The 22173-nt window shown below is 35.0% G+C and carries 23 protein-coding genes; all 23 read right to left on the bottom strand.

Annotated features, from left to right (window positions below; translation table 11 throughout):
* Positions 1-15: 15 nt before the first annotated feature.
* The 23 genes from cccA to deoC all read right to left on the bottom strand — a co-directional run bounded on the left by cccA (position 16) and on the right by deoC (position 22059).
* Entirely contained in the window at positions 16-378 is a 363-nt protein-coding gene (gene cccA, locus ACFFIS_RS02775; RefSeq protein WP_320379193.1) for a cytochrome c550, read from the bottom strand.
* Between the two features lie 79 nt (positions 379-457).
* The gene (locus ACFFIS_RS02780; RefSeq protein ID WP_320379194.1) at positions 458-1018 is read right to left on the bottom strand and encodes a hypothetical protein; all 561 of its coding nucleotides are present in this window, start codon (positions 1016-1018) and stop codon (positions 458-460) included.
* 67 nt (positions 1019-1085) lie between these two features.
* On the bottom strand, positions 1086-2204 hold the full coding sequence (gene rpoD / locus ACFFIS_RS02785) for an RNA polymerase sigma factor RpoD (RefSeq protein ID WP_390186059.1): 1119 nt from the start codon (positions 2202-2204) through the stop codon (positions 1086-1088).
* Positions 2205-2227: 23 nt separating this feature from the next.
* On the bottom strand, positions 2228-4033 hold the full coding sequence (dnaG, locus tag ACFFIS_RS02790; RefSeq protein WP_390186061.1) for a DNA primase: 1806 nt from the start codon (positions 4031-4033) through the stop codon (positions 2228-2230).
* Between the two features lie 428 nt (positions 4034-4461).
* Positions 4462-5274: a pyruvate, water dikinase regulatory protein gene (locus ACFFIS_RS02795; protein ID WP_320379198.1), complete on the bottom strand. Its 813-nt coding sequence runs from the start codon at positions 5272-5274 to the stop codon at positions 4462-4464.
* A 17-nt stretch (positions 5275-5291) separates the two neighbouring features.
* Positions 5292-5921, bottom strand: a complete 630-nt coding sequence (ccpN, locus tag ACFFIS_RS02800; protein ID WP_390186063.1) for a transcriptional regulator CcpN — start codon at positions 5919-5921, stop codon at positions 5292-5294.
* Between the two features lie 217 nt (positions 5922-6138).
* A complete protein-coding gene (glyS, locus tag ACFFIS_RS02805) occupies positions 6139-8226 on the bottom strand; it encodes a glycine--tRNA ligase subunit beta (RefSeq protein WP_320379199.1) in 2088 nt (695 codons plus the stop codon).
* Positions 8227-9105 (bottom strand): glycine--tRNA ligase subunit alpha, encoded by an 879-nt coding sequence (gene glyQ, locus ACFFIS_RS02810; RefSeq protein WP_320379200.1) that lies wholly within the window; start codon positions 9103-9105, stop codon positions 8227-8229. It abuts the gene before it with no gap.
* 303 nt (positions 9106-9408) lie between these two features.
* Positions 9409-10155: a DNA repair protein RecO gene (gene recO / locus ACFFIS_RS02815; RefSeq protein ID WP_390186064.1), complete on the bottom strand. Its 747-nt coding sequence runs from the start codon at positions 10153-10155 to the stop codon at positions 9409-9411.
* 53 nt (positions 10156-10208) lie between these two features.
* Positions 10209-10346 carry a YqzL family protein gene (locus ACFFIS_RS02820; RefSeq protein WP_320379203.1) on the bottom strand — a complete coding sequence of 46 codons (138 nt, stop codon included), beginning with the start codon at positions 10344-10346 and terminating at the stop codon, positions 10209-10211.
* 129 nt (positions 10347-10475) lie between these two features.
* Positions 10476-11378 carry a GTPase Era gene (era, locus tag ACFFIS_RS02825; RefSeq protein ID WP_320379204.1) on the bottom strand — a complete coding sequence of 301 codons (903 nt, stop codon included), beginning with the start codon at positions 11376-11378 and terminating at the stop codon, positions 10476-10478.
* A 229-nt stretch (positions 11379-11607) separates the two neighbouring features.
* Positions 11608-11967: a diacylglycerol kinase family protein gene (locus tag ACFFIS_RS02830; protein WP_320379205.1), complete on the bottom strand. Its 360-nt coding sequence runs from the start codon at positions 11965-11967 to the stop codon at positions 11608-11610.
* Positions 11957-12418: an rRNA maturation RNase YbeY gene (gene ybeY / locus ACFFIS_RS02835; protein ID WP_320379206.1), complete on the bottom strand. Its 462-nt coding sequence runs from the start codon at positions 12416-12418 to the stop codon at positions 11957-11959. The genes ACFFIS_RS02830 and ybeY overlap by 11 nt, the downstream gene beginning before the upstream one ends.
* Entirely contained in the window at positions 12418-14553 is a 2136-nt protein-coding gene (locus ACFFIS_RS02840; protein WP_390186069.1) for an HD family phosphohydrolase, read from the bottom strand. The genes ybeY and ACFFIS_RS02840 overlap by 1 nt, the downstream gene beginning before the upstream one ends.
* A 52-nt stretch (positions 14554-14605) precedes the next feature.
* Positions 14606-15571, bottom strand: a complete 966-nt coding sequence (locus ACFFIS_RS02845) for a PhoH family protein (RefSeq protein WP_320379210.1) — start codon at positions 15569-15571, stop codon at positions 14606-14608.
* 39 nt (positions 15572-15610) lie between these two features.
* Positions 15611-16828, bottom strand: coding sequence for a sporulation protein YqfD (gene yqfD, locus ACFFIS_RS02850; RefSeq protein WP_390186071.1), 1218 nt, complete (start codon positions 16826-16828; stop codon positions 15611-15613).
* A 43-nt stretch (positions 16829-16871) separates the two neighbouring features.
* Positions 16872-17153, bottom strand: a complete 282-nt coding sequence (yqfC, locus tag ACFFIS_RS02855) for a sporulation protein YqfC (RefSeq protein WP_320379211.1) — start codon at positions 17151-17153, stop codon at positions 16872-16874.
* A 172-nt stretch (positions 17154-17325) separates the two neighbouring features.
* Positions 17326-17877 (bottom strand): YqfB family membrane protein, encoded by a 552-nt coding sequence (locus tag ACFFIS_RS02860; RefSeq protein ID WP_390186074.1) that lies wholly within the window; start codon positions 17875-17877, stop codon positions 17326-17328.
* A 26-nt stretch (positions 17878-17903) separates the two neighbouring features.
* Positions 17904-18911, bottom strand: coding sequence for a flotillin-like protein FloA (gene floA / locus ACFFIS_RS02865; RefSeq protein WP_390186076.1), 1008 nt, complete (start codon positions 18909-18911; stop codon positions 17904-17906).
* 66 nt (positions 18912-18977) lie between these two features.
* Positions 18978-20258 (bottom strand): NfeD family protein, encoded by a 1281-nt coding sequence (locus ACFFIS_RS02870; protein ID WP_390186180.1) that lies wholly within the window; start codon positions 20256-20258, stop codon positions 18978-18980.
* A 301-nt stretch (positions 20259-20559) separates the two neighbouring features.
* A complete protein-coding gene (locus ACFFIS_RS02875) occupies positions 20560-21009 on the bottom strand; it encodes a GatB/YqeY domain-containing protein (protein WP_320379213.1) in 450 nt (149 codons plus the stop codon).
* 15 nt (positions 21010-21024) lie between these two features.
* Positions 21025-21198, bottom strand: a complete 174-nt coding sequence (rpsU, locus tag ACFFIS_RS02880) for a 30S ribosomal protein S21 (protein ID WP_320379214.1) — start codon at positions 21196-21198, stop codon at positions 21025-21027.
* Between the two features lie 192 nt (positions 21199-21390).
* Positions 21391-22059 carry a deoxyribose-phosphate aldolase gene (gene deoC / locus ACFFIS_RS02885; RefSeq protein ID WP_390186079.1) on the bottom strand — a complete coding sequence of 223 codons (669 nt, stop codon included), beginning with the start codon at positions 22057-22059 and terminating at the stop codon, positions 21391-21393.
* Positions 22060-22173 lie beyond the last annotated feature (114 nt).

The raw sequence follows: 22173 nt of genomic DNA on the forward strand, positions 1-22173 counted from the left end.
ATGTATACTATTTCGTCATTTTTTCTCACTTAACCACTCAGCAAGAATTTTTGCTTCTTCATCCGCTACATTTTGTGGCGGCATATTTCCAAGACCATTATGGATGATCTCGACTATTTCGTCTGCGTCATGTTTTGACCCAACTTTGTCCAATCCCGGTCCCATACCACCGCTTAAATCAGCACCGTGACAAGCAGCACAGTTGTTTTGATAAATTTCTTCTGGATCATCTAACGTAGTTTCAGTTTGTCCAGCTTCATCGTCGTCTTTTCCTTGAATAGCATCACGATGACCAATTCCCATACTTGAAATGATAATAATTGCAAGAATCCCTACTACAGCAATAATCGCATAAGGGATGACGGGGTTTCTTTTCATTGTTTTTCCTCCTTATGTATCCCGGTTATCATTATGTAGCATAAAGCTATCTTCTATTTTACCCGATAATGACATTAGTTTAAAGTAGATTGTATGTATGATTGATAAACAACAACAAAAGTGTAATGATTCCACCAATAAACGAACAGTATATTAGCTGTTTTAATTTAAATTTCATACCTATTACAAACCAACCCAATAAGTTCATCACGACAATACAAAGGATAAACCATTCGTTGGAAAAAGTATGCTGACCAATAAAAATAGTGTAAAAGAAGATGAGAAACATCACAACAATACGCGGTAAACAAAGCCATTGTTGTGCGTGTTTTTTAAAGTTACGATAAAGCCAAATGCTATAGCTTAAAAAGACAAATAGCATACCCAGTTGCAAAAGATAAGGAAATTGAGTAAAATATATAACAAGAATTGAAAACGGTACCAAAAGCATAAGAAGAATTACCTGAATATAATAGGTACGTCTTGCTTCTCCTCTTTTTTCAGGTAGTCCTTCCGGTAAACTCTCTCCTTTAGAATATAACGCTAAGAGATAATTACAATATACTTCTGGTAGCATGTTATGCTCTCTCCAAAAAAGGATTTCTTTTATGATGATCGCATTGCGCTGATTATGCATCATTCCACCTCAGCCTCTTCACCAAAAGTCTGCTTAGATTATATTTTAAGGCTACTCTTTCCATCAAATTTTAGTCCAAAAAGTCTTTTAGGCGTTTACTGCGGCTAGGGTGTCTTAATTTGCGTAAAGCTTTTGCTTCAATCTGACGAATTCTTTCACGTGTTACACCAAATACCTTTCCAACCTCTTCTAAAGTGCGCGTACGCCCGTCATCTAACCCAAAACGTAAACGTAATACGTTTTCTTCACGATCTGTTAAAGTATCTAAAACATCTTCTAACTGCTCTTTTAATAATTCATAAGCAGCATGATCAGATGGGGATACCGCTTCCTGGTCTTCAATAAAATCACCTAGATGTGAATCGTCTTCTTCACCTATTGGTGTCTCCAATGAAACTGGTTCTTGGGCAATTTTTAATATATCCCTTACCCGATCTGGGGATAATTCCATTTCGTCACCGATTTCTTCTGGCGTTGGTTCTCGTCCTAAATCTTGTAGTAATTGTCTTTGTACACGAATAAGTTTATTGATTGTCTCTACCATATGAACTGGAATACGAATTGTTCGTGCTTGGTCAGCAATTGCGCGTGTAATCGCTTGACGTATCCACCATGTTGCATACGTACTAAATTTAAACCCTTTACGATAATCAAATTTTTCAACAGCTTTTATTAATCCCATATTTCCTTCTTGAATTAAATCTAGGAACAACATACCTCTACCAACATAACGTTTAGCTATACTTACAACTAAACGAAGGTTAGCTTCAGCCAATCGACGTTTGGCTTCCTCATCACCATCTTCAATTCTTGTGGCTAACGCTACCTCTTCTTCGGCAGATAATAGGTCTACACGTCCAATTTCTTTCAGATACATACGCACAGGATCATTAATTTTAATTCCCAGTGGCACACTTAAATCAGCAGCAGCTTGTGCAACCTTTTCTTTATCTTCTCCATCTTTTGAATCATCTTCTTCATCACCAATGATATCAATACCTTGTTCTTGTAACTGATCATAAAATTCATCGATTTGGTCTGACTCTAATTCGTAATGGGATAAGCGATCAGCAATTTCCTCATATGCCAATGCACCAGACTTCTTGCCCTGCTCCATTAATTGCTCTTTTGATTGCTCTAATGTTAATTCAGCATCATGTTCATGATGCGTTGTACGATTATCGGCCATGAGTCCCCCTCCTTCTATTCCTTCTAATTAGTTAATTTTAATTTCTTTTCAAGTTCCAAAATTTTTATTGCAAGTTTAGCAGCTGTTTCAAAATCATGTTGCCTTTCAGCTAACTTTTGTTGTTCTTTTAAGTCGTCAATAAAAGTTCTTTCTGACTGTACCCTGATGAGCCATATATAGTCATCAATCACTTTTTCGCTAATATCTTCGTTTATACCAATCATGGCAATTTCTATAGCGGTTTGTTTAACTTGTTCATCTTCTAACTTATTTAAAAATGTACTGACATCTGGCGTATCGCAATCTTCATAAAAAGCATATAGATGTGTTGCAATTATTTTATGCGCATCAATATTAAACCTCGCACCAATATCATCCTGCACCTTACTAGTTATAGTCTTATCTTGCATCATATATGCAAGTAATTGCCTTTCTGCATTATGATAAGCAGGACGCAATTTTATATCTTCTTTAAAATGTACATCTGTTTTTTTAGTTTGGTGCTTTTTTTGTTCCCTTTTTTCTACGGTTACATAACGGCTAAGTTCTTGCTGTAGGGCATCCAATGATATTTTAAATTCATCTTGAATAATTTTTAAATAATGCTCGCGCTCAATAACACTCTTTATTTTTGCAATTTCTTTTAAAACTGCTTGGATATATCTAATTCGATCGTCCTCTTGATTTAAAGCGTATTTATCCCGCAAGTAACGCATATAAAATGTTATAAATGTATCGCTACCTTTAATCACTTGATTTTCAAATTGTTTTGCACCATATTCCTGTATAAAACTGTCTGGATCCATTCCATCTTGCAACAGCCCCACTTTTACAGAACAACCTACTCCTTGGAGTATTTTCGCTGCTCGATATGCACCTTCTTGTCCAGCACGATCAGAATCATAACAAATAATAATAGTGTCTACATACCGTTTAAGTAACTTTGCTTGATACTCCGTTAAAGAAGTACCCATTGTAGCAACGCAATTTTTAAATCCAGCTTGATAGGACGATATAACATCCATATAACCTTCAAATAAAATTACTTCGTTTAATTTACGGATATGTTTCTTGGCTAAATCAAAATTAAATAGTAACGTATTCTTTTTGAATAATTCACTTTCAGCACTATTAAGATACTTGGGAGTATCATCCTTCAATAGTGTTCTGGCTCCAAAACCAACAGTAATACCCAAATGATTACGTATCGGAAAGATAATTCTTCCTCTAAAACGATCAATTGGCTGTTCGTTCTCTCTATCTAATAAAACTCCTGCTTTTATTAGCGGTTGAAGATGAAACCCCTTCTTTTCCAAAAACGAGGCAGTGAATTCGCTTTTGTTAGGAGCAAATCCTAATTTAAATGTATCGATTGTTTCATCAGAGATTCCACGGTTTTTAAAGTATTGATAACCATCCTTTCCATCTTTTGCAAATCTTAGTAAATGATGATAAAGTTTAGTTAACCATCCATAAGCTGAGATTACATTCTGGCTTTCATCGGAAATACGTGGCCCTTCTTTTTCACTATCAACTAGCGAAAGTTGTACTCCTCCGCGATCAGCTAAATATTTTACCGCGTCGATAAATGAATATCCTTCCATCTCCATTATATAAGTAACAACGTCTCCGCCTTTCTGACAGCCAAAACAATAAAAAATTTGTTTGTCTTCAGCAACAGAAAATGACGGGGTATTCTCATTATGGAATGGGCATAAGCCAAAATAGTTTCTTCCGCTTTTTTTGAGTTGGACATATTCACTAACTACTTCAACAATATCATTTGCCTTAATAACAACATCTACATCTTCTTTTGGTATAGAATTCATCGTATAAACACCATGCTTTATATATTATTCGCCATTCTCAATTAAAACTCCTGCATGATTCGACATTTTTTTTAGCTGTGTCGAAAAAAATTCCTTCTAATTTTTGGATGATTCTCATAGAAGGAGGAAATAAATCAATTGTTACTTGCTACACGCATATTGAAGTAAGATGTAAGAGTTTCGTCCTATAAAGTTTAGACTCTTTAATAGATATTATTCTACAAAGTTTTTGAAAATCCTTCTTTAAAATGAATGTTTAACTTTTCAGAAATTGTTTAAGTTCTTTTATCACCCGCAATATGTATAATACTACTTTTTACACAATTTAATATTATAATACATAAAAGAAAAAGATTCTATTAAAATAGCTTAAAATATAAAAGAAGGAGATCATCCATTTGAATGCTCCCCTTACTTCGCTTCATCGATTACAATCGATTTTGTTGAATGATGTGCATAATAATATTAGCTGTTTCTTCCACTGCTTTATTAGACACATCCACTACCTGACAACCTATTTTATTCACCACTTTATTAAAGAATTCTAACTCCTGATGAATTCTTTTCATATTTGCGTAAGTAGCTTGGTCACCAAGTCCTAATGCTTTTAGTCTTTCTTTTCGGATATCATTTAACTTATCAGGACGAATACTTAGACCAATACATTTTTTGGGATCAACCTCGAACAGCTCCTCTGGAGGATCTACTTCAGGAACAATTGGGATATTCGCTACCTTCATTCGTTTCAACGCTAAGTACTGAGAAAGTGGCGTTTTGGATGTCCGTGAGACACCAATTAAGATAATATCTGCACGAGCAATACCTCTTGGATCTCGGCCGTCGTCATACTTAACAGCAAACTCTATCGCTTCCACTTTTTTGAAATAGTCTTCATCTAATTTATGTACGAGCCCAGGTTCAAAACGTGGTTTTTTATTAAAAGCACGTTCCATAGCATGTAACATTGGTCCCATTATATCAATTGCTTCAATATTTAGTTGATTTGCTTGTTCTTTTGCATAATTTCTTAAGAAGGGATCTACAATTGTAAATCCAATTATTGCATCTTTTTCCTTTGCCAATTGAAGTGCATCATCTATAGTTTCTTTGTCTTCCACATATGGAATTCTTTGAATCTTATACTCTCCATTATTGAACTGACTTAAACCTGCTTTAATCACGAGTTCTGCTGTTTCCCCAACAGAATCTGATAGCACATAAGCAATCGGTTGTACACCCATCATTCTACCCCTTTCTCTTAAAGGTGTTTATCTAAAACTAATTCCACAAAAGCTTTTGTAATCGTCGTCTTCGTTATTCTCCCAATGACTTCTAACCCAATATCAGTATCTTTTACAACCGGTAACCCATCTATTTGTTTATCGATTAAAGTTTTTGCAACATCAATAAGTAAATCGTCTTTGCGACAAACTGTAATATTCGGCATGCGTGTCATAATAATATGAATCGGGATTAGATTTAAATCCTTTTGACCAATACTTGCTCTCAACAAGTCTTTACGAGATACAACGCCAATAAGATTTGACGATTCATCTACAACAAATAATGTACCGACATCTTCTAAAAACATCGTAGAAATAGCATCATAAACTGATACACTTTCTTTTATAACAATAGGAATAGATTGGTATTCGTGTACTTTAAATTTTTTTATCTTCTCCGTTAATAATTCGGAGCCTGTTTTTCCAGTATAAAAATAACCAACTCGGGGACGGGCTTCTAAAAAACCTGCCATCGTTAAAATCGCTAAATCTGGTCGCAATGTTGCGCGAGTTAAATGCAGACGTTCAGCAATATTTTCCCCCGTGATTGGGCCATTTTCCTTCACGATTTCTATTATTTCTTCTTGTCTATCTGATAGTTCCATTACTACACCACCCACACTAATATGCCATACTGATTCTTTTGTTATTATATACCACACGGTGATAAAAAGATATATATGTCATATCATTTGCAATATAGAATACAATTACACATCTACACAACCTGTCAATTAATCAGCGACATGATGCAAATTTAGTTTATTGTACAGGTTTTTAAACATCTATGAAAAGACCTGAATGAACAAGTCTTTTCATGAATTAGAAGTGTTGTTTCCATTCTACTTTTGTAAAATCGGCATATTGATAAACTAATTGGGCAATATTGTGGAGTAATGCCAAACGGTTAGCGCGTATATGTTGATCTTCAGCCATTACCATATTATTATCAAAAAATGCATGAATTGGGTTCGCAAGTTTATCCAATGCTCCTAACGCAACTTGTGCATTTTTTTCATCATTTGCTCGCTGAAAACTTTCCATACTTTCTTTCCACGTATCATATAACGCTCTTTCGGAATCCGTTTCAAAGTACTGTTTATCTACTTGGCCATTTTCACTTTTGGCAGCTAAATTCAACACCCGTTCAAGTGCTTCGTGGACTGTTTTAAATGATTCCTCGTGTCGCTTTTCTGACAATAAATTTGCTTTTTTAATCATATAAGAGAAATTATCTAGGTCACCTGCAAGTACGGCTTGAATGACATCCGCTTCAATACCATATTCATTTAATATGAAAACAGCACGTTGCTTCATAAATTCAGTTACTTGATTGATCAATTCTTCTTTTGAAATACCTTGTATATGTTGATCCTGTAAGAAAATATGAATTGGTATAGAAAGTAGTTGTTTTAAGCTAATATCCCAATCATTCTTCTCCACCATTTTAAAAACACCAATCGCTTGACGTCGTAATCCATATGGATCTTGTGAACCTGATGGTCGTAAACCGACATAAATACAACCGATGATTGTATCGAGCTTATCAGCAACGCTTAGTAACGTACCTGTAACAGATTCGGGTAATTTTCCTTTTGCATGGGATGGCATATATTGTTCGCTAATCGCTTGCGCAACAGCAGCATCCTCTTTAAAAAATCGTGCATATTTTTCACCCATCACACCTTGTAGTTCCGTAAATTCATTCACCATATTTGTCATGAGATCGAATTTACAAATTTCTGCCGCACGGATTGCGTGTTGTTTTTCTTCTTCTGTTACTTGTAATAAGTCACTTAATTGTTGCACGATTACTTTTATCCGTGCTACTTTATCAGATATTGTTCCTAATTTCTCTTGGAATACTACTTTTGTTAGCTTCTCTTGGAAGTATTCTAAATTATTCTTTTTGTCTTCCTCAAAGAAGAACTGTGCATCCGCTAATCTTGCACGTAATACTTTTTCATTTCCTTTTACTACTTTATCAATACAATGGCTATCACCATTTCTAACACCAACAAAGTGAGGTAGCAGTTTTTCATCCTGATCATACACAGGAAAATAGCGTTGGTGCTCTTTCATGGAAGTGATTAGTACTTCAGATGGTAATTTTAAATATTCTTGATCAAAGTCACCTAAAAATGCAGTCGGAAATTCGACTAAATTACAAACTTCATCTAATAGATCTTTTTCAACACGAACATGTACGTGTTGTATTTTTTCCACTTCTTTGATACCTGACAATATAAGTTGTTCTCGTTTCATTCGATCAACAATAACGTAATTTTTTTCTAACTCTGCTTCATAATCATCGGGATGTTGTAATGTAATTGTTTCTCCTAAAAACCGATGACCATATGTGATGTTGCTTGTTTTAACATGAGAAATTTCAAAAGGAATGACATGTTTATCGTATAATGCGACAAGCCAGCGAATCGGGCGAACATATTTAATCGATTCATTTCCCCAACGCATATTTTTCCCAAAATGAATGGATAAGATGACATCAGAGAAAGATTTTAACAACGTTTCACTTCTTTTTCCTTCAATTACCTTATTTACAAAAATATATTCGGTACCTTGCACTTCTTTTATTTCTATATCTTCAGTTGTTTTACCTTGTCCTTTTGTAAATCCAATCGCCGCTTTCGTCCAATTACCATCTTGATCTTTTGCTATTTTAAGTGAAGGACCTCTTACCTCTTCTTGCAATGTGGTTTGTTCCTCAGCAACACCTTCAATATAAACAGCTAAACGTCTTGGTGTACTATACGTTCTCAAATTTTTAAAATCAATACGAAGCTCTGTTAGCCAATCCTTTGTTTTATTAAATAGCTGCTTTTCCGCATCATCAATAAACCGGGCTGGCAACTCTTCTAAACCAATTTCAAATAAGACATTTTTAGACATTTAGTTTTCCTCCTTTTGCAGCAATGGAAATCCTAGTCTTTCTCTTTCCGCTACATACAACTTCGCAATCTCTCTCGCCAAATTCCGAATTCGTGAAATATAGCCAGTACGTTCCGTTACTGAAATAACTCCTCTAGCATCTAATAAATTAAATGTATGGGAGCATTTCAATACATAATCATATGCCGGAAATACTAATCCATTTTCCATCGTACGTTTAGCTTCCTTTTCATATTTCAAAAATAGGTTAAACAATAAATCGGTATCAGATTTTTCAAATGTATATTTAGAATGTTCGTATTCCGGTTGAAGAAAAATGTCGCGTACTGTTACACCGTTATTCCATTCCAAATCAAACACATTTTCTTTATCTTGAATATACGATGCTAAACGCTCAATTCCATACGTGAGTTCAACTGTAACGGGATTTGCCTCAAGTCCACCAATTTGTTGAAAATACGTAAATTGTGTAATTTCCATACCATCAAGCCACACTTCCCAACCAAGTCCAGCTGCACCCAATGTTGGATTCTCCCAATTATCCTCCACAAATCGTATATCATGTTCACGAGGATTAATTCCCAAAGCAACTAAAGAATTTAAATACAGTTCTTGAATATTACTTGGTGACGGCTTCATAATAACTTGAAATTGATGATGTTGATATAAACGATTGGGATTTTCACCATATCTACCATCTGCAGGTCTTCTAGATGGTTCCACATATGCTACTTTCCAAGGCTCAGGTCCTAAACTACGTAATAAAGTCATTGGCGACATTGTACCTGCACCTTTTTCAACATCGTAAGCTTGCATTAATAGACAGTTTTGCTTTGACCAATAATTTTGTAAGGTTAAAATCATATTTTGTATATTCAATTGACTTCCCTCCATCTAAAATAAAAAATAAAAAAACCGCCTCTATGTCCTCACGACATAGGGACGGTTTAATTCCGCGGTTCCACCCTATTTGCTCCAATATTCTCTATTAGAGCCACTTTATCTTATGTTCGCTCAGGAATGCCTTTCCTTCCCTAACTACTATCCGGCTCACACCAACCCGGACTCGCTACATAGTAGTTTTTAGTTCCGTACTCTTTCCCTCATAGCAAATATGAACAATAATGATATGTAGAATGATAATCATTTCCCTGTGATTTGTCAAATGTTACATTTGCAAATTTAATCTAATAATTGATCCATTTGTTTTAAAAATCGTTTTGACTTTAAAAAGTAGCCACCATATTGTTCGTAGTATGCATCCAATATTTTTCTTAATAATTGAATGTTCTCCTGCTTGACTGTTACATTTCTTACCTGTTTCAGACTTACATTCAAAAAGGTATATAAAAGTTTAACAATTGTATTTGTTAATGGGATAGCTTGGTCATCTGTAAAAAGGCAGTTTTTACATAACAATCCACCTTCTTGAATTGAAAATGCAAAAGGTGAATCTTTACTAGCACAATGTACACATCTATCAACTACCGGTGCAAATCCCCCGGCTAAGTATAACTTTAATTCATACATCATAATTGGTATAGACGCATCTTTATTTTCTGCTATCCAGCAACATGTTTCATAAAGCTCCATTAACAGATAATCGTAAGGTACTTTTTGGTCAAGCAACTTATCTGTTAATTCCATAACATATGCAGTATACGCTGTTTTTACTAGGTCTTCTCTAATATTCCGGAAAGATTCTACTATATCTCCCTGTTGCATCGTTCCTAAATTAGATGTAACATAAACTAAAAATTCTCCATATATAAATGGCTGCGTTACAGCAGCCATTCTACTTTTTGGTTTTTTTGCCCCTCTTGCAATAGCAGTAATTTTTCCAGTATGTTGGCCAAACAGCGTAACGATTTTATGTGTTTCCCCATAGTCCTGCGTTTTTATTATAAATCCTTTTACTTTTTCAAGCACACATCTTCACCTTTTCTCGCTTCAAAATAGAACGATAAATGTATGCTAACGTATCATTCTACAGTAGACGATTCGCTACCATCCGATTTTTCAAGTTCATACATGAATGGTTCCTCTTCTAATTCTTTTAATAATAGATATGTTTCAATACATCCTGTTTTACTGAACACTTTCCAAGTTAATTCAATCATAAAGAAAAACCACCTTTCTTATACTTGAAACGTATATTTTTAGGCTAATCTAATTTTGAATCCTGTTTCGCGATACATTTATAGGTTCACCAATTGCATCATATCCATGAGTTTTAAAATTTACCATGTTTAATATTCATCTAGCCGAAAACCGAATTCATCTAGTTGTTTTTGTTTATTTCGCCAGTCTTTTTGTATTTTCACCCATAAATCCAAGTATATCTTGGTACCTAATAATGCTTCAATATCTTTCCGTGCACTCGTACCAATTTTCTTTAGCATACTACCTTGTTTACCTATTAGAATTCCCTTTTGTGATTTTCGCTCCGCTATAATAGAAGCTTGAATATAAATCTTATCGTCATCCCTTTGTTTCATTTCATCAAGAACAACAGCAATCGAATGCGGTATTTCTTCATGCGTTAATTCAAGTACTTTTTCACGAATAAGTTCTGTAATGATAAATCGTTCTGGATGATCAGTTACTTGGTCTTTCGGATAATACTGTGGACCTGTTGGTAAATAATTTTTTATTACTTCTAGTAGATGCGTTACATTGTTACCTTGCAACGCCGAAATTGGGACAATCTCAGCAAAAGGATATTTATCCTTATACTGATCGATTAAAGGTAATAAATCATCAGGATGGACAGAATCAATTTTATTAATAATTAACAAAACAGGCTTTTTAACTGTTTGCAGTAAATCCATAATAAATTGATCACCCCGACCATAACCTTCTTGCGCATTAATCATAAATAAGATTGCATCCACTTCATTCAAGGTATTCTCTGCTATTTTTACCATAAAGTCACCTAGCCGATGCTTTGGCTTATGAATGCCAGGTGTATCAATGAAAACAAATTGTGCTTCGTTTGTCGTGTATACCCCTTGAATTTTATTTCGGGTTGTTTGTGGTTTATCACTCATAATTGCAATTTTTTGTCCGATAACATGATTTAAAAATGTTGACTTTCCCACATTTGGTCTTCCGATAATTGATATAAATCCTGATTTAAATGTATTATCCATATCTTTTCCTCCATGAAGCTCTTTCTACTGTTGTTTGTTATTTATTATCATACTATAAATCGTTTGACATTTCATCGATTCGACAAAGTAAGTAAAAACATTATCATATTAGACATAATGTTCCACCCACCGCAAATAAGAACATGATACAGCATGCTCAACCGGATCATTTAAGATAAAACAGCCTCATTAGAGCAGATTCACTCTAAAAGAGGCTGTTTCGGTTTCGTTATAAATGAAACAGTTTTGGTATAAAAATGAGACTACCTATCAAAGCTGCTACGAATGCAGCGACAAGAACTGCACCAGCAGCTAAATCTTTAATAACTTTTGCTTGTGGGTGAATTTCGGGTCTCATATAATCTATGATTGTCTCTATGGCACTATTTAATATTTCCATCGTCATTACAAAGCCGGTTGCAAATAAAATACTGACCCACTCCATTTTAGTTAACGAAAAGAAAAAACCACTTAATATGACAAGCCCTGCCACAATTGTATGAATTCTAAAGTTTCGTTCCCGTCTGAAGGCTTGTACAATACCATTCCACGCATAAGAAAATCCAATTGACCTTTTTTTATCTTTCAAGATGAAACTCACCTAGTATATCTTCTTGCTTAGAAAACATTTGCTTCTCTTCTTCTTTTGTTTGATGATCATAACCTAATAAGTGTAGTAAACCGTGCACTGCTAGAAAAGCTAACTCTCTTTCAAAAGAATGATTGTATTCTTTTGCTTGCTCTTCCGTCCTCTGTACAGAAATAATAATATCTCCCAAAACCACTGGAATATCCTTACCTTGAAGAACTACTTCGTCTTCTGATATTTCCTCAAGGGCAAAGCTTATGACATCAGTCGGTCTATCTTGACCCCGATAATCACGATTAATCTCCTGAATGTCATCGTTATTAACAAAAGTAATCGATACTTCTGCGTCAGGGTAATTTTCTTTTTCTAACGCAAATTGTATAACTTTCTTAACTAATGTAATATGGTCATCTAACAATGTTTCCGTTTGATCTTCATAGTAAATCGGCATTAATTTGCCTCCTTTTCCGGATATTGAATTCTTGAATGAAAAATCCCTTTTAATGTACTGCAAATCGTTTGATGGATTATTTTTAGTTCCTTAATTGTTAAGGGGCATTCATCAAACTGACCATCTTGTAAACGATCCGTTACGATTGAAGATACAATTTCTTCAATTTTTTCTTCCGTCGGCTCCTTCAAGGAACGTACAGCTGCTTCAACAGAGTCGCATATACAAATAATTGCAGACTCTTTTGATTGTGGCTTCGGTCCTGGATAGCGAAAGTCCGATTCCTTCACCTGTTTGTTCGTCTCTTTCTCTTTATAGTAAAAATATTTAAGTAGAGTTGTTCCATGATGCTCTTTTGCTATAGCAATGATTTCTTTTGGCATCTTATGCTTCTTTAACATATCAGCTCCATCATATGGATGTGCCATTATAATTTCTGCACTCTGTATTGGCAAAATAACGTCATGTGGGTTTTTTATTGCTAGCTGGTTCTCAATAAAATAGTGTGGACGAACTGTTTTGCCGATATCATGATAATAAGCCCCAACACGAGCGAGTAAACCATTCGCACCTATCGCATCACATGCAGTTTCACTTAAGTTGGCTACCATAACAGAATGATGATAAGTTCCCGGTGCTTCGGTTAAAATTTTCTTTAAGAGCGGATGATTTGGACTCGATAATTGCAAAAGTTTGATATCCGATAATATACCAAGTCCTGCTTCGAAAAATGGCAACAATCCAATTGTTAATACTGCTGATAATAACGCAGATGCAACACCATAACTTGATTGTAAAAACATATCCTTTAATGAATATTTCTCGAACGAGATAAATATAAATAATAATGCAGTTAAAATATTAATAATGGACAAGCTGAGCCCGGTTTTTGCAATCGTCATTCTATCTTTCACATTACTCAAAAGAATAATTGCACCTAGTTGAGAAATATAAAAATATATCCCTGCCTCGATATTTAGTGAGCCTGGAATTTCACCATTAAAAATAATACTCCCTAAGATAGCATATATTCCAGTAACAACAATCGCAAATCTTTCATTAATTAATAGCTTCACCAGCAGGACACCTGTGGCAATTGGAACAACATAAAAAAATTGGTTGGAGGATGTTGTATATAGACTCACAATTTTCATTAGGGAAACAACCATAAAGCTTATTAATAGTATGGACAAAACAGTTCCCTTATCCGTTCTTTTTTGTTTTTCAAGTTGCACCATTTCATAACTAATAATACCTAGCAACATAACGATTAAAATCGCTAAACCAATTAAAGGATAAATATTTCGCTCTTTATTAAGGAGCCCGACTAATTTAATCTTTTCATACATTTCATTGGTTATCGTTTGTCCTTCCCGAACAATGATCTCACCAGCTCGTATTAATACGGGATCAACATTACTTGCTGCAACCTTTTGCGCGTCCATCGTCTTTTCTACATCAAAAAAGGAGTTCTCTGCAACAGCAAAGTCTGCAATATTATTTAAAACACTTTTCAATTCTGGAGAAAGCTTTGTATATTTAATAGCTGTTTTTACATCCGATTTCGCGCTTGCAAGGTTTTCGGTTCTTACGCCTCTTGCAAATACATCTTTCATAGAAGAAAGTAATAGTTTTCTTCCCTCTTTACGTTCCGTTTCAGGTATTTCAACTAAAGTAGCAAAAACGCTATCGCCAATTTTTTCAGTGATATCTAAAGATAATACTTGTTTTAGCTGTTGTACTTTTTCCAAATTACTAAGCGGAGGACTATCTTCGTCTTTTATCATATTTGTATCAATTTTTCCTGCTTCTATTTCCTTTACCGCATCAAAAATTTCTTCTACATAATGAATCCGCTTATCTGTCACTTCATCCGATATCGTATATCGATCTGGTACAGACTGAACTGCTTCCCTAATATTTTTTTCCGTTTCTTGTTCATTTTCTATAGTAATTGGTGAACGGATTGTCTCCCTAGCATTGCTAAATCGTTCAATATCGTATGTTTTTGTATAAACATTATTTAATGTCACAAAAAAGATGAATATACCTAATATGCAGACCGGTATAAAAATCGTAAACCATTTCGACTGTAATCGAAAGTTCTTTTTGTAAAGAAATGTAAGCCTCCTCATATTCTCCACCCCCAATATAAATATAAGAAAAAGGCCCACCAACCTTGAGCCTTTATTTTTCTATTTGTTTATCATCATATGCTTCAATAATACGCTGTACTAAAGGATGTCGTACTACATCAGTTTGCGTTAACGTAATAAAGGATATACCATTTACACCTTTTAGAATACGTTGAACAATTTGTAGTCCAGATGTTACTCCTTTTGGTAAATCAATTTGGGTGACATCACCTGTGATAACCATTTTAGAACCAAAACCTAAACGTGTAAGGAACATTTTCATCTGTTCAGGAGTGGTATTTTGCGCCTCATCTAAAATAACAAATGCATCATCTAATGTTCTACCACGCATATAGGCAAGCGGAGCAATTTCAATCGTTTCTCTCTCTATTAGTCTCATCGTATGTTCAACACCTAGCACATCATGTAAAGCATCATAAAGCGGCCGTAAATAAGGATCAACTTTTTCTTTTAAATCTCCTGGTAAAAAACCTAAACTTTCACCTGCCTCTACTGCAGGTCTTGTTAAAATAATTCGTTTCACCATCCCACTTTTCAAAGCCCAAACTGCCATTACAACAGCTAAATACGTTTTTCCTGTACCGGCTGGTCCAATGCCAAATACTAAATCATTCTCTTTTATAGCTGAAATATACTTTTTTTGTCCTAATGTCTTGATTCGAATCGATTTTCCTTTTGCATTTTTCGTTATTTCATCTTCAAATAAGGTTTCAAATTGGTTTAATTTATTTTGGACAACTAAATCTACTGCATAAACAATATCTCTTTCTGTAATCGTAATTCCTTTTCTAATCACCGTTAATAGTGCATATAATACCTTTTCAGTCATCTGCTTAGCTTTTTCTTCACCTTTGACAAGTACTTGTTCGCCTCTCGTTACGATTGAAACATGTAACTTGTCTTCTATATGCTTTAAATAACGATCATTATTTCCAAATAGTTCTAATGCTTCCTTTGCATCAGCTAATTGTAAATTTTCATTGACGTTTTCTGACATAATCAATCTCCTTGGTTATTGTCTTAAAAATTGCTTCTGTTATCTAATTGGTTTTGGCTCTGCAATGTCTTCTTCAACTGTAATATATAAGTTTAATTTAACTTTACCATTCTCTGTACGTTCATGCAAAACTTTTTCGGAGATAATCGTTGCTTCTGGGCCTAATTCTAAATTTAATTCTTTTCTAGCTTGTTCCATACCAATTTTGATAGCTTCTTTTTTTGTTCGCTCAACATGATAACTTGATTTTTCACTATGAATCGCTTCAACAACGGTTATAGGTAATTGCCATTTAAAGAAATGAATAGGGTTTTCAATTGTTTCAACATAGGTTGCCTCATACTTTGGTGATTTAAAGTTCCAAATTGGTACTTGCCAAGAAAATATCCGAAGAAAATATTTATTTTCTTGCTCTCCTGTATACAATTCATAATTTGCTTCAAGTGGGATTGTAACTGAAACTTCGTACCAAGTTCTCGCAATAATTTCTCCTTCAGCTGAAACAAGGACACGTGTATCCTCTTCATCTTCATTCTCTTTTTCATCCCCTGGTTCTTCATCTGATGTTAAATCACCTGATACGATTATTTCTCCCGGCTCTACATAGTCATTTAAATATACCTGTGGAAGCCCTTTTGAGACATACATCTTTTTTATAACGCCTTTTTTGGCAGCTACTAAATGACGAGGACCATGTACTTTTTCTTTTGTAACTATTAATTTTTCTACCCCTTCAAGTTGGAAGGTTGTCCCCTTTTTTTCCACACCAATCCATAATAATTCCGGTATATCATGTAATAGTTTTTGTTGTATAGCTACAGGCGAATCAAGTGTAAATGTCCATGTACCTGGATGGATTCCATAACTTGTTAACTGATTTGTAATTTTCTTTTCTAAATCCGTGGGAACACCGGTAACTTCCACTTTCCATATAATATTAGATAAAAAGACAATAAAGAATAAACTTAAGATACTAGCAATCAAGAAGTGCTTTTTTTTCATAAACCGCTCTAAAATAAACGGTATTCCCTTTTTATGAACAAATGAAATTTTATAGTCCTTTCTTTTCCTAATCTTTCTTATTAAAGGTATGTCACTTCGATTTACATTCCCAATACATGTATTTTTTCCTGTTCTTTTTACATTCCATACCGGAACACCAACATGAATACAATCTTGAAAAAACAATTCTGGCATATTACCCTTTACCTTAATGGTTACATAACCGACAAAAAATGAACCTTGTGTTTGTTTCATTTCTTCCTCCTAAACTTCTCTTCTCCATGTTTTTCATTATCTATTATTCTGGAATAAATTTAATTTCTGAAACCGTACCTTCTAGCAAAATCTCTTCAGGAAGCATCATTTTTAATACAAAACCTTTGCCCTTAATTTGAATATATCCCTTTGTTGACTTTAATCTTAACTCTGTATCTGTAAATGTTATAAGCCCTTTGTGGTTTTCAATATAGACATGAATTTGGCCAATTGCGGTGATCCTTGGAAGTTCTAAAATTGCATCTGAAGGAAGTGCAAAGTATTTAACAAATAAAGGACGTAAACGTTGTTGGAATTTCTTCAATATGCGGCCCCCTCTCACATTTCATATTTATGAGATAAGGTCATTAATAAGAACAATAAAATTGTTAAAAAGACAGTTATATTAACAGATATGGGGTGTTCATTATAAAAAAAATCCCATGAAACGATAAGGTACTTTTACCTTATGCTTCATGGGAAGTAAATAATTAACTTTATCTCTTTCTTTCTTCTGTAACAGGTCGATACGGCTTTTGGGCGCGTGGTGGTCCCAATATTTCCGCCATAATAATCCCTTCAATTAATCCATTACGATTTAATTGGTTTTTCATTTGAGATTTGAATTTTTCATGATGATAGTCATTTGCTTGGTTATGCTTTCTTTCAAGTAATATAGCCGAGTGTTCAATTCCACTTTCCAAACTATTATCTTGTATATCACCAATCTCACTCATCGGTAAATCTACTGTAGTTCGCATACTGCCAGCTAGACGCTCCAACTGTTGTTGTTGCTGTTCCTCGATTGAAACCGTTTGAACAGTCTGTTTTTGTTCTTGTTTTACCGGTTTAGTTGGTACACGCTGTGCTTGTGTAGGTACCGGTGAAACTGGTCTAGGTCTTGAAGGGTTAGCAGGACGCTGTTGCCTACCTGTTGTCTCCTCCTTCTGTTTAGATGAGGAGCTTTCTTTTAAGACCTTCAGAATGCCACCTACAATAATGATAATGAGGACGAAATTTTGTGCAATGAATTCAAATAAATCCGCCATCATGCCCCTCCTCATTCAGAACTACATTATTTTTTTCCATTTTCTTCATGATCATCTTTATCTTTCGATAGTCTACCTATTGAATCACGCATGTCTGTATCCGCGTTAATGTTTTGATAGTTTAAATAGTCCATCACACCCATTTTACCAGAACGTAATGCTTCAGCAAGTGCTTTTGGTACTTCTGCTTCTGCTTCCACAACATACGCACGCATTTCCTGTACACGAGCGAGCATTTCTTGTTCTTGAGCAACAGCCATTGCACGGCGTTCCTCTGCTTTAGCTTGTGCGATATTTTTATCTGCTTCAGCTTGGTCAGTTTGTAAAATCGCTCCAATGTTTTTGCCGATATCAACATCAGCAATATCGATGGACAAGATTTCAAACGCCGTTCCAGCATCTAGTCCTTTTGCTAATACAGTATGGGAAATAGAGTCTGGATTTTCCAATACTTGTTTATGTGTTTTAGAACTACCAATTGTACTAACGACACCTTCCCCAACACGGGCAATAACCGTTTCTTCACCAGCACCACCGACAAGTCGGTCAATATTTGCACGTACTGTAATCCGTGCCAATGCTTTAACTTCAATACCATCCATCGCAATACCCGCAATAAATGGTGTTTCAATTACTTTCGGGTTAACACTCATTTGTACCGCTTCTAATACATCACGACCAGCTAGATCAATTGCAGCTGCTCTTTCAAAAGAAAGTTCAATATTTGCACGATGTGCTGCAATAAGCGCGTTCACTACCCTATCCACATTACCACCTGCTAAATAATGACTCTCTAGTTGGTTTGTAGATACATTAAGTCCAGCTTTATGCGCTTTAATTAATGGATTAATGACTCTACTTGGTACAACACGACGTAATCTCATTCCAACAAGTGTAAAAATACCTACTCGCACACCAGCTGCAAGTGCACTTATCCAAAGCATCACTGGTATAAATGTAAATAATATGGCTACTGCAATTAAAATAACCGCAATTAAAATAATAGGTGCCAACTCTTGAATTCCTAATTCCATATTTTCATCCTCCTAATAACTAATTTTATAAATAAGAAATCCATCATTGTTTAAAGGATTCCATTATTACAGTTCTTTAACAACAACGCGTACTCCTTCGACTTTTATTACTTTAATATCCTTATTACGTTTAATAAAAGTACCTACTGATACAACATCTACCCTTTCACCATTAATTTCTGCGGAACCAGATGGTCTTAATGGTGTTAACGTTTTCCCTGTTAGTCCGATTAAATCAAGCCGATTTTCAGCTGATACATAACCGAGCTCTGTTGTTGTCCGATCTGTCAAAATAATTCGCCGAAATATTCCACGTTCCATCCCAATTGATTTAAACAATATGACAGCAGCAGCAATTGCAACGATTAGTGCAATAAGTATACTCATTGCCATATGCGTTACACTTGCCCCTGTTAAAAATAGAGATGCGATAACCGCTCCAAGTCCTATTAATCCAAGGATTCCACCAGATACAAATAATTCAGCAATAATTAAAGCAATCCCGATTACGAGTAAGAGTATAGCTTCCATTCCTGCAAGACCTGCAACAATATGGCCATAAAAGAATAAAATTAAAGCAATGATTCCCATCGAGCCGGGTACGCCAAAACCAGGCGAGTATAGTTCAACTATTAATCCTAGACTTGCTATGGATAATAAGATTGGAATAACGATTGGATTAGTTAAAAAGCGGGCAGCTTCTTCTGCTAGTGTTGGTTCGGTTTCTACAATCGTTGCATTATCTAATCCTATTTCATGTAATAATTCCACTCGATTGTTTACGACACCTTCCGCATACCCAACATTCACAGCATCTTGTGGGGCTAGCGTTAGATATTCTCCTTTTTTAACACCTAGCTCTGGAACTTCAATAGATTCATCTGCCATCGCCATCGCATAAAGCGGATCTCTCCCTTTATACTCAGCAGCACTTTTCATCGCTGCTATCCAAGCAGATTGCGCCTTCTTTTCAGCTGCAGTACCATCTGAATTAATTACCCCACTAGCTCCCATTTTCGCTTGTGGTTTCATATAAATATTATCAGTAAACAATGCAATATATGAACCAGCCGAAAGCGCGCGATTAATGATGAAAGAAGTAGACGGAATATCTAAGCTTTGTAAGATATTTGCAATGTCTTCTGCCGCATCCACACGGCCTCCCGGAGTATCAATTTCAAAAATGATATGATTCGCCCCTTCTTCAGTCGCTTCCTTCGTTGTTCGTTTCAAAAAGGCTTCCAATCCTCTTTCAACTTCTTTTTTTACTGGTATCACATATACAAGTTTTCCTTCACTATTTTCATTTGCTTTAATCTGTTGTGTATCTAAGCTAATAAAAGCCAAACATAGCAAACTAATAATGAAGATATAAATATGTATCCTTTTCCTCGGCAATATGTCACCTCCCTACCATTCATTATATATACGTCATACGCTTATATTTGGTTTCATATTTATAATTAAATAGTAACACGATTGTAGGGAAGAAAGATAGACAAAATGCGGGATAGATGAATTGCCTTCTTATCTTGTCTCATTTAAAAGGATGGAGCTTTGCAATTTCCACTTATATGTAAAGAAAGATTCCTTGAAATCACTCCAAGGAATCTTTCTTTGACTTGGCAACAAACTAAGCTTTTAATATTTAGTTATTTAAATATTTTAGCACAAGTTTATTTACCAACGAACCATCAGCTTTGCCTTTTACTTTCGGCATAATGGCACTCATTACTTTACCCATATCTTTTTTAGACGATGCTTGAACTTCATCAATTGTTTCTTGAACAATCGTAGCCAATTCATCGTTTGAAAGCTGTTTAGGCATATATTCTTTTAAAATATTAATTTCGATGTTTGTCTTTGCAACAAGATCATCACGACCCGCTGCCTTAAACTCTTGGAGGGAATCTTTCCTTTGTTTCATCTCTCTTGATAATATGATTAATTCTTCATCCTCAGATAAATCATGTTTACCATGTTTAATAGATTCATTTTGTAAGGAAGCCTTAACCATACGTATGACATCGAGTCTTTGTTTATCTTTATTTTTCATTGCCTGCTTCATATCTTGATTGAGATTTGCAAGTAATGACATGACGTGCACCTTCTCTTATTTGCGTTTTCTAGCAGCTTCAGATTTCTTTTTACGACGAACACTCGGTTTTTCATAATACTCGCGCTTACGATATTCAGATAGTGTACCGCTTTTTGAAACACTGCGTTTAAAGCGACGAAGAGCATCTTCAAGAGATTCATTTTTACGAACACGTGTTAAGTTTGACATGCTAATTTCCCTCCCTCCGAAGCATAAAACAGGATTACAGCATATGTATTTATTAGTAAACATATGCCTTTTGTAATTATAATATATCACTAGGTGAAGGTCAACTGCCTAATTTCTATTTTTAATCTTTTTATGTTACTATTTCAGAAAAAAAGTTATTATTTACCATTGTACTTTATATACAACACTTGATTAATAATCAGATGTACCCGGTTGATCCTTCACAATAGCTACACCAGAACTCGCACCAATTCGTGTTGCTCCAGCTTGAATCATCGCTTCAACTGTCTGACGGTCACGGACACCGCCAGATGCCTTAACTCCTAATTCAGGACCTACTGTTTTTCTCATCAATGTAATATCTTCTACTGTTGCACCGCCGCCTGAGAAACCTGTCGACGTTTTTACAAAATCTGTTCCGGCTTCTTTCGCTAAAGTACAAGCACGTATTTTTTCTTCCTCTGTCAACAATGATGTTTCAATGATCACTTTTGTAAGTGCTTTTCCTTTTGCTGTTTGCACAACAGCCGCAATATCCTGCTTCACAACTTCATCATGTTTCGCTTTTAATTCACCGATATTTATTACCATATCTACTTCTGTTGCGCCATTTTCAATGGCTTGTGTAGTTTCGAATACTTTCGTTTCCGTTGTTGTTGCTCCAAGGGGAAATCCAATGACAGTACATACTTTTACATCTGTATCTTTTAAGAATTCATAGCAATACTTAACCCAATATGGGTTCACACACACTGAAGCAAATTGATATTCTTTCGCCTCAGCTAAGAGCGTTTCAATTTGGTCCTTCGTAGCCTCAGGCTTTAATAATGTATGGTCAATATATTGTGCTAGATTGTTCATATGATACTTCCTCTCTGTTCAAAGTATAAGTTGTACGAACCTCTAATCAAATCATAGCAGATATTAGTTGGATAAGCTAATATAATTATAAACTGATCTGCAAAGTATTCCTAA

This window comes from Paracerasibacillus soli (assembly GCF_042432965.1).
GTDB classification, from domain to species: domain Bacteria; phylum Bacillota; class Bacilli; order Bacillales; family Amphibacillaceae; genus Paracerasibacillus; species Paracerasibacillus soli.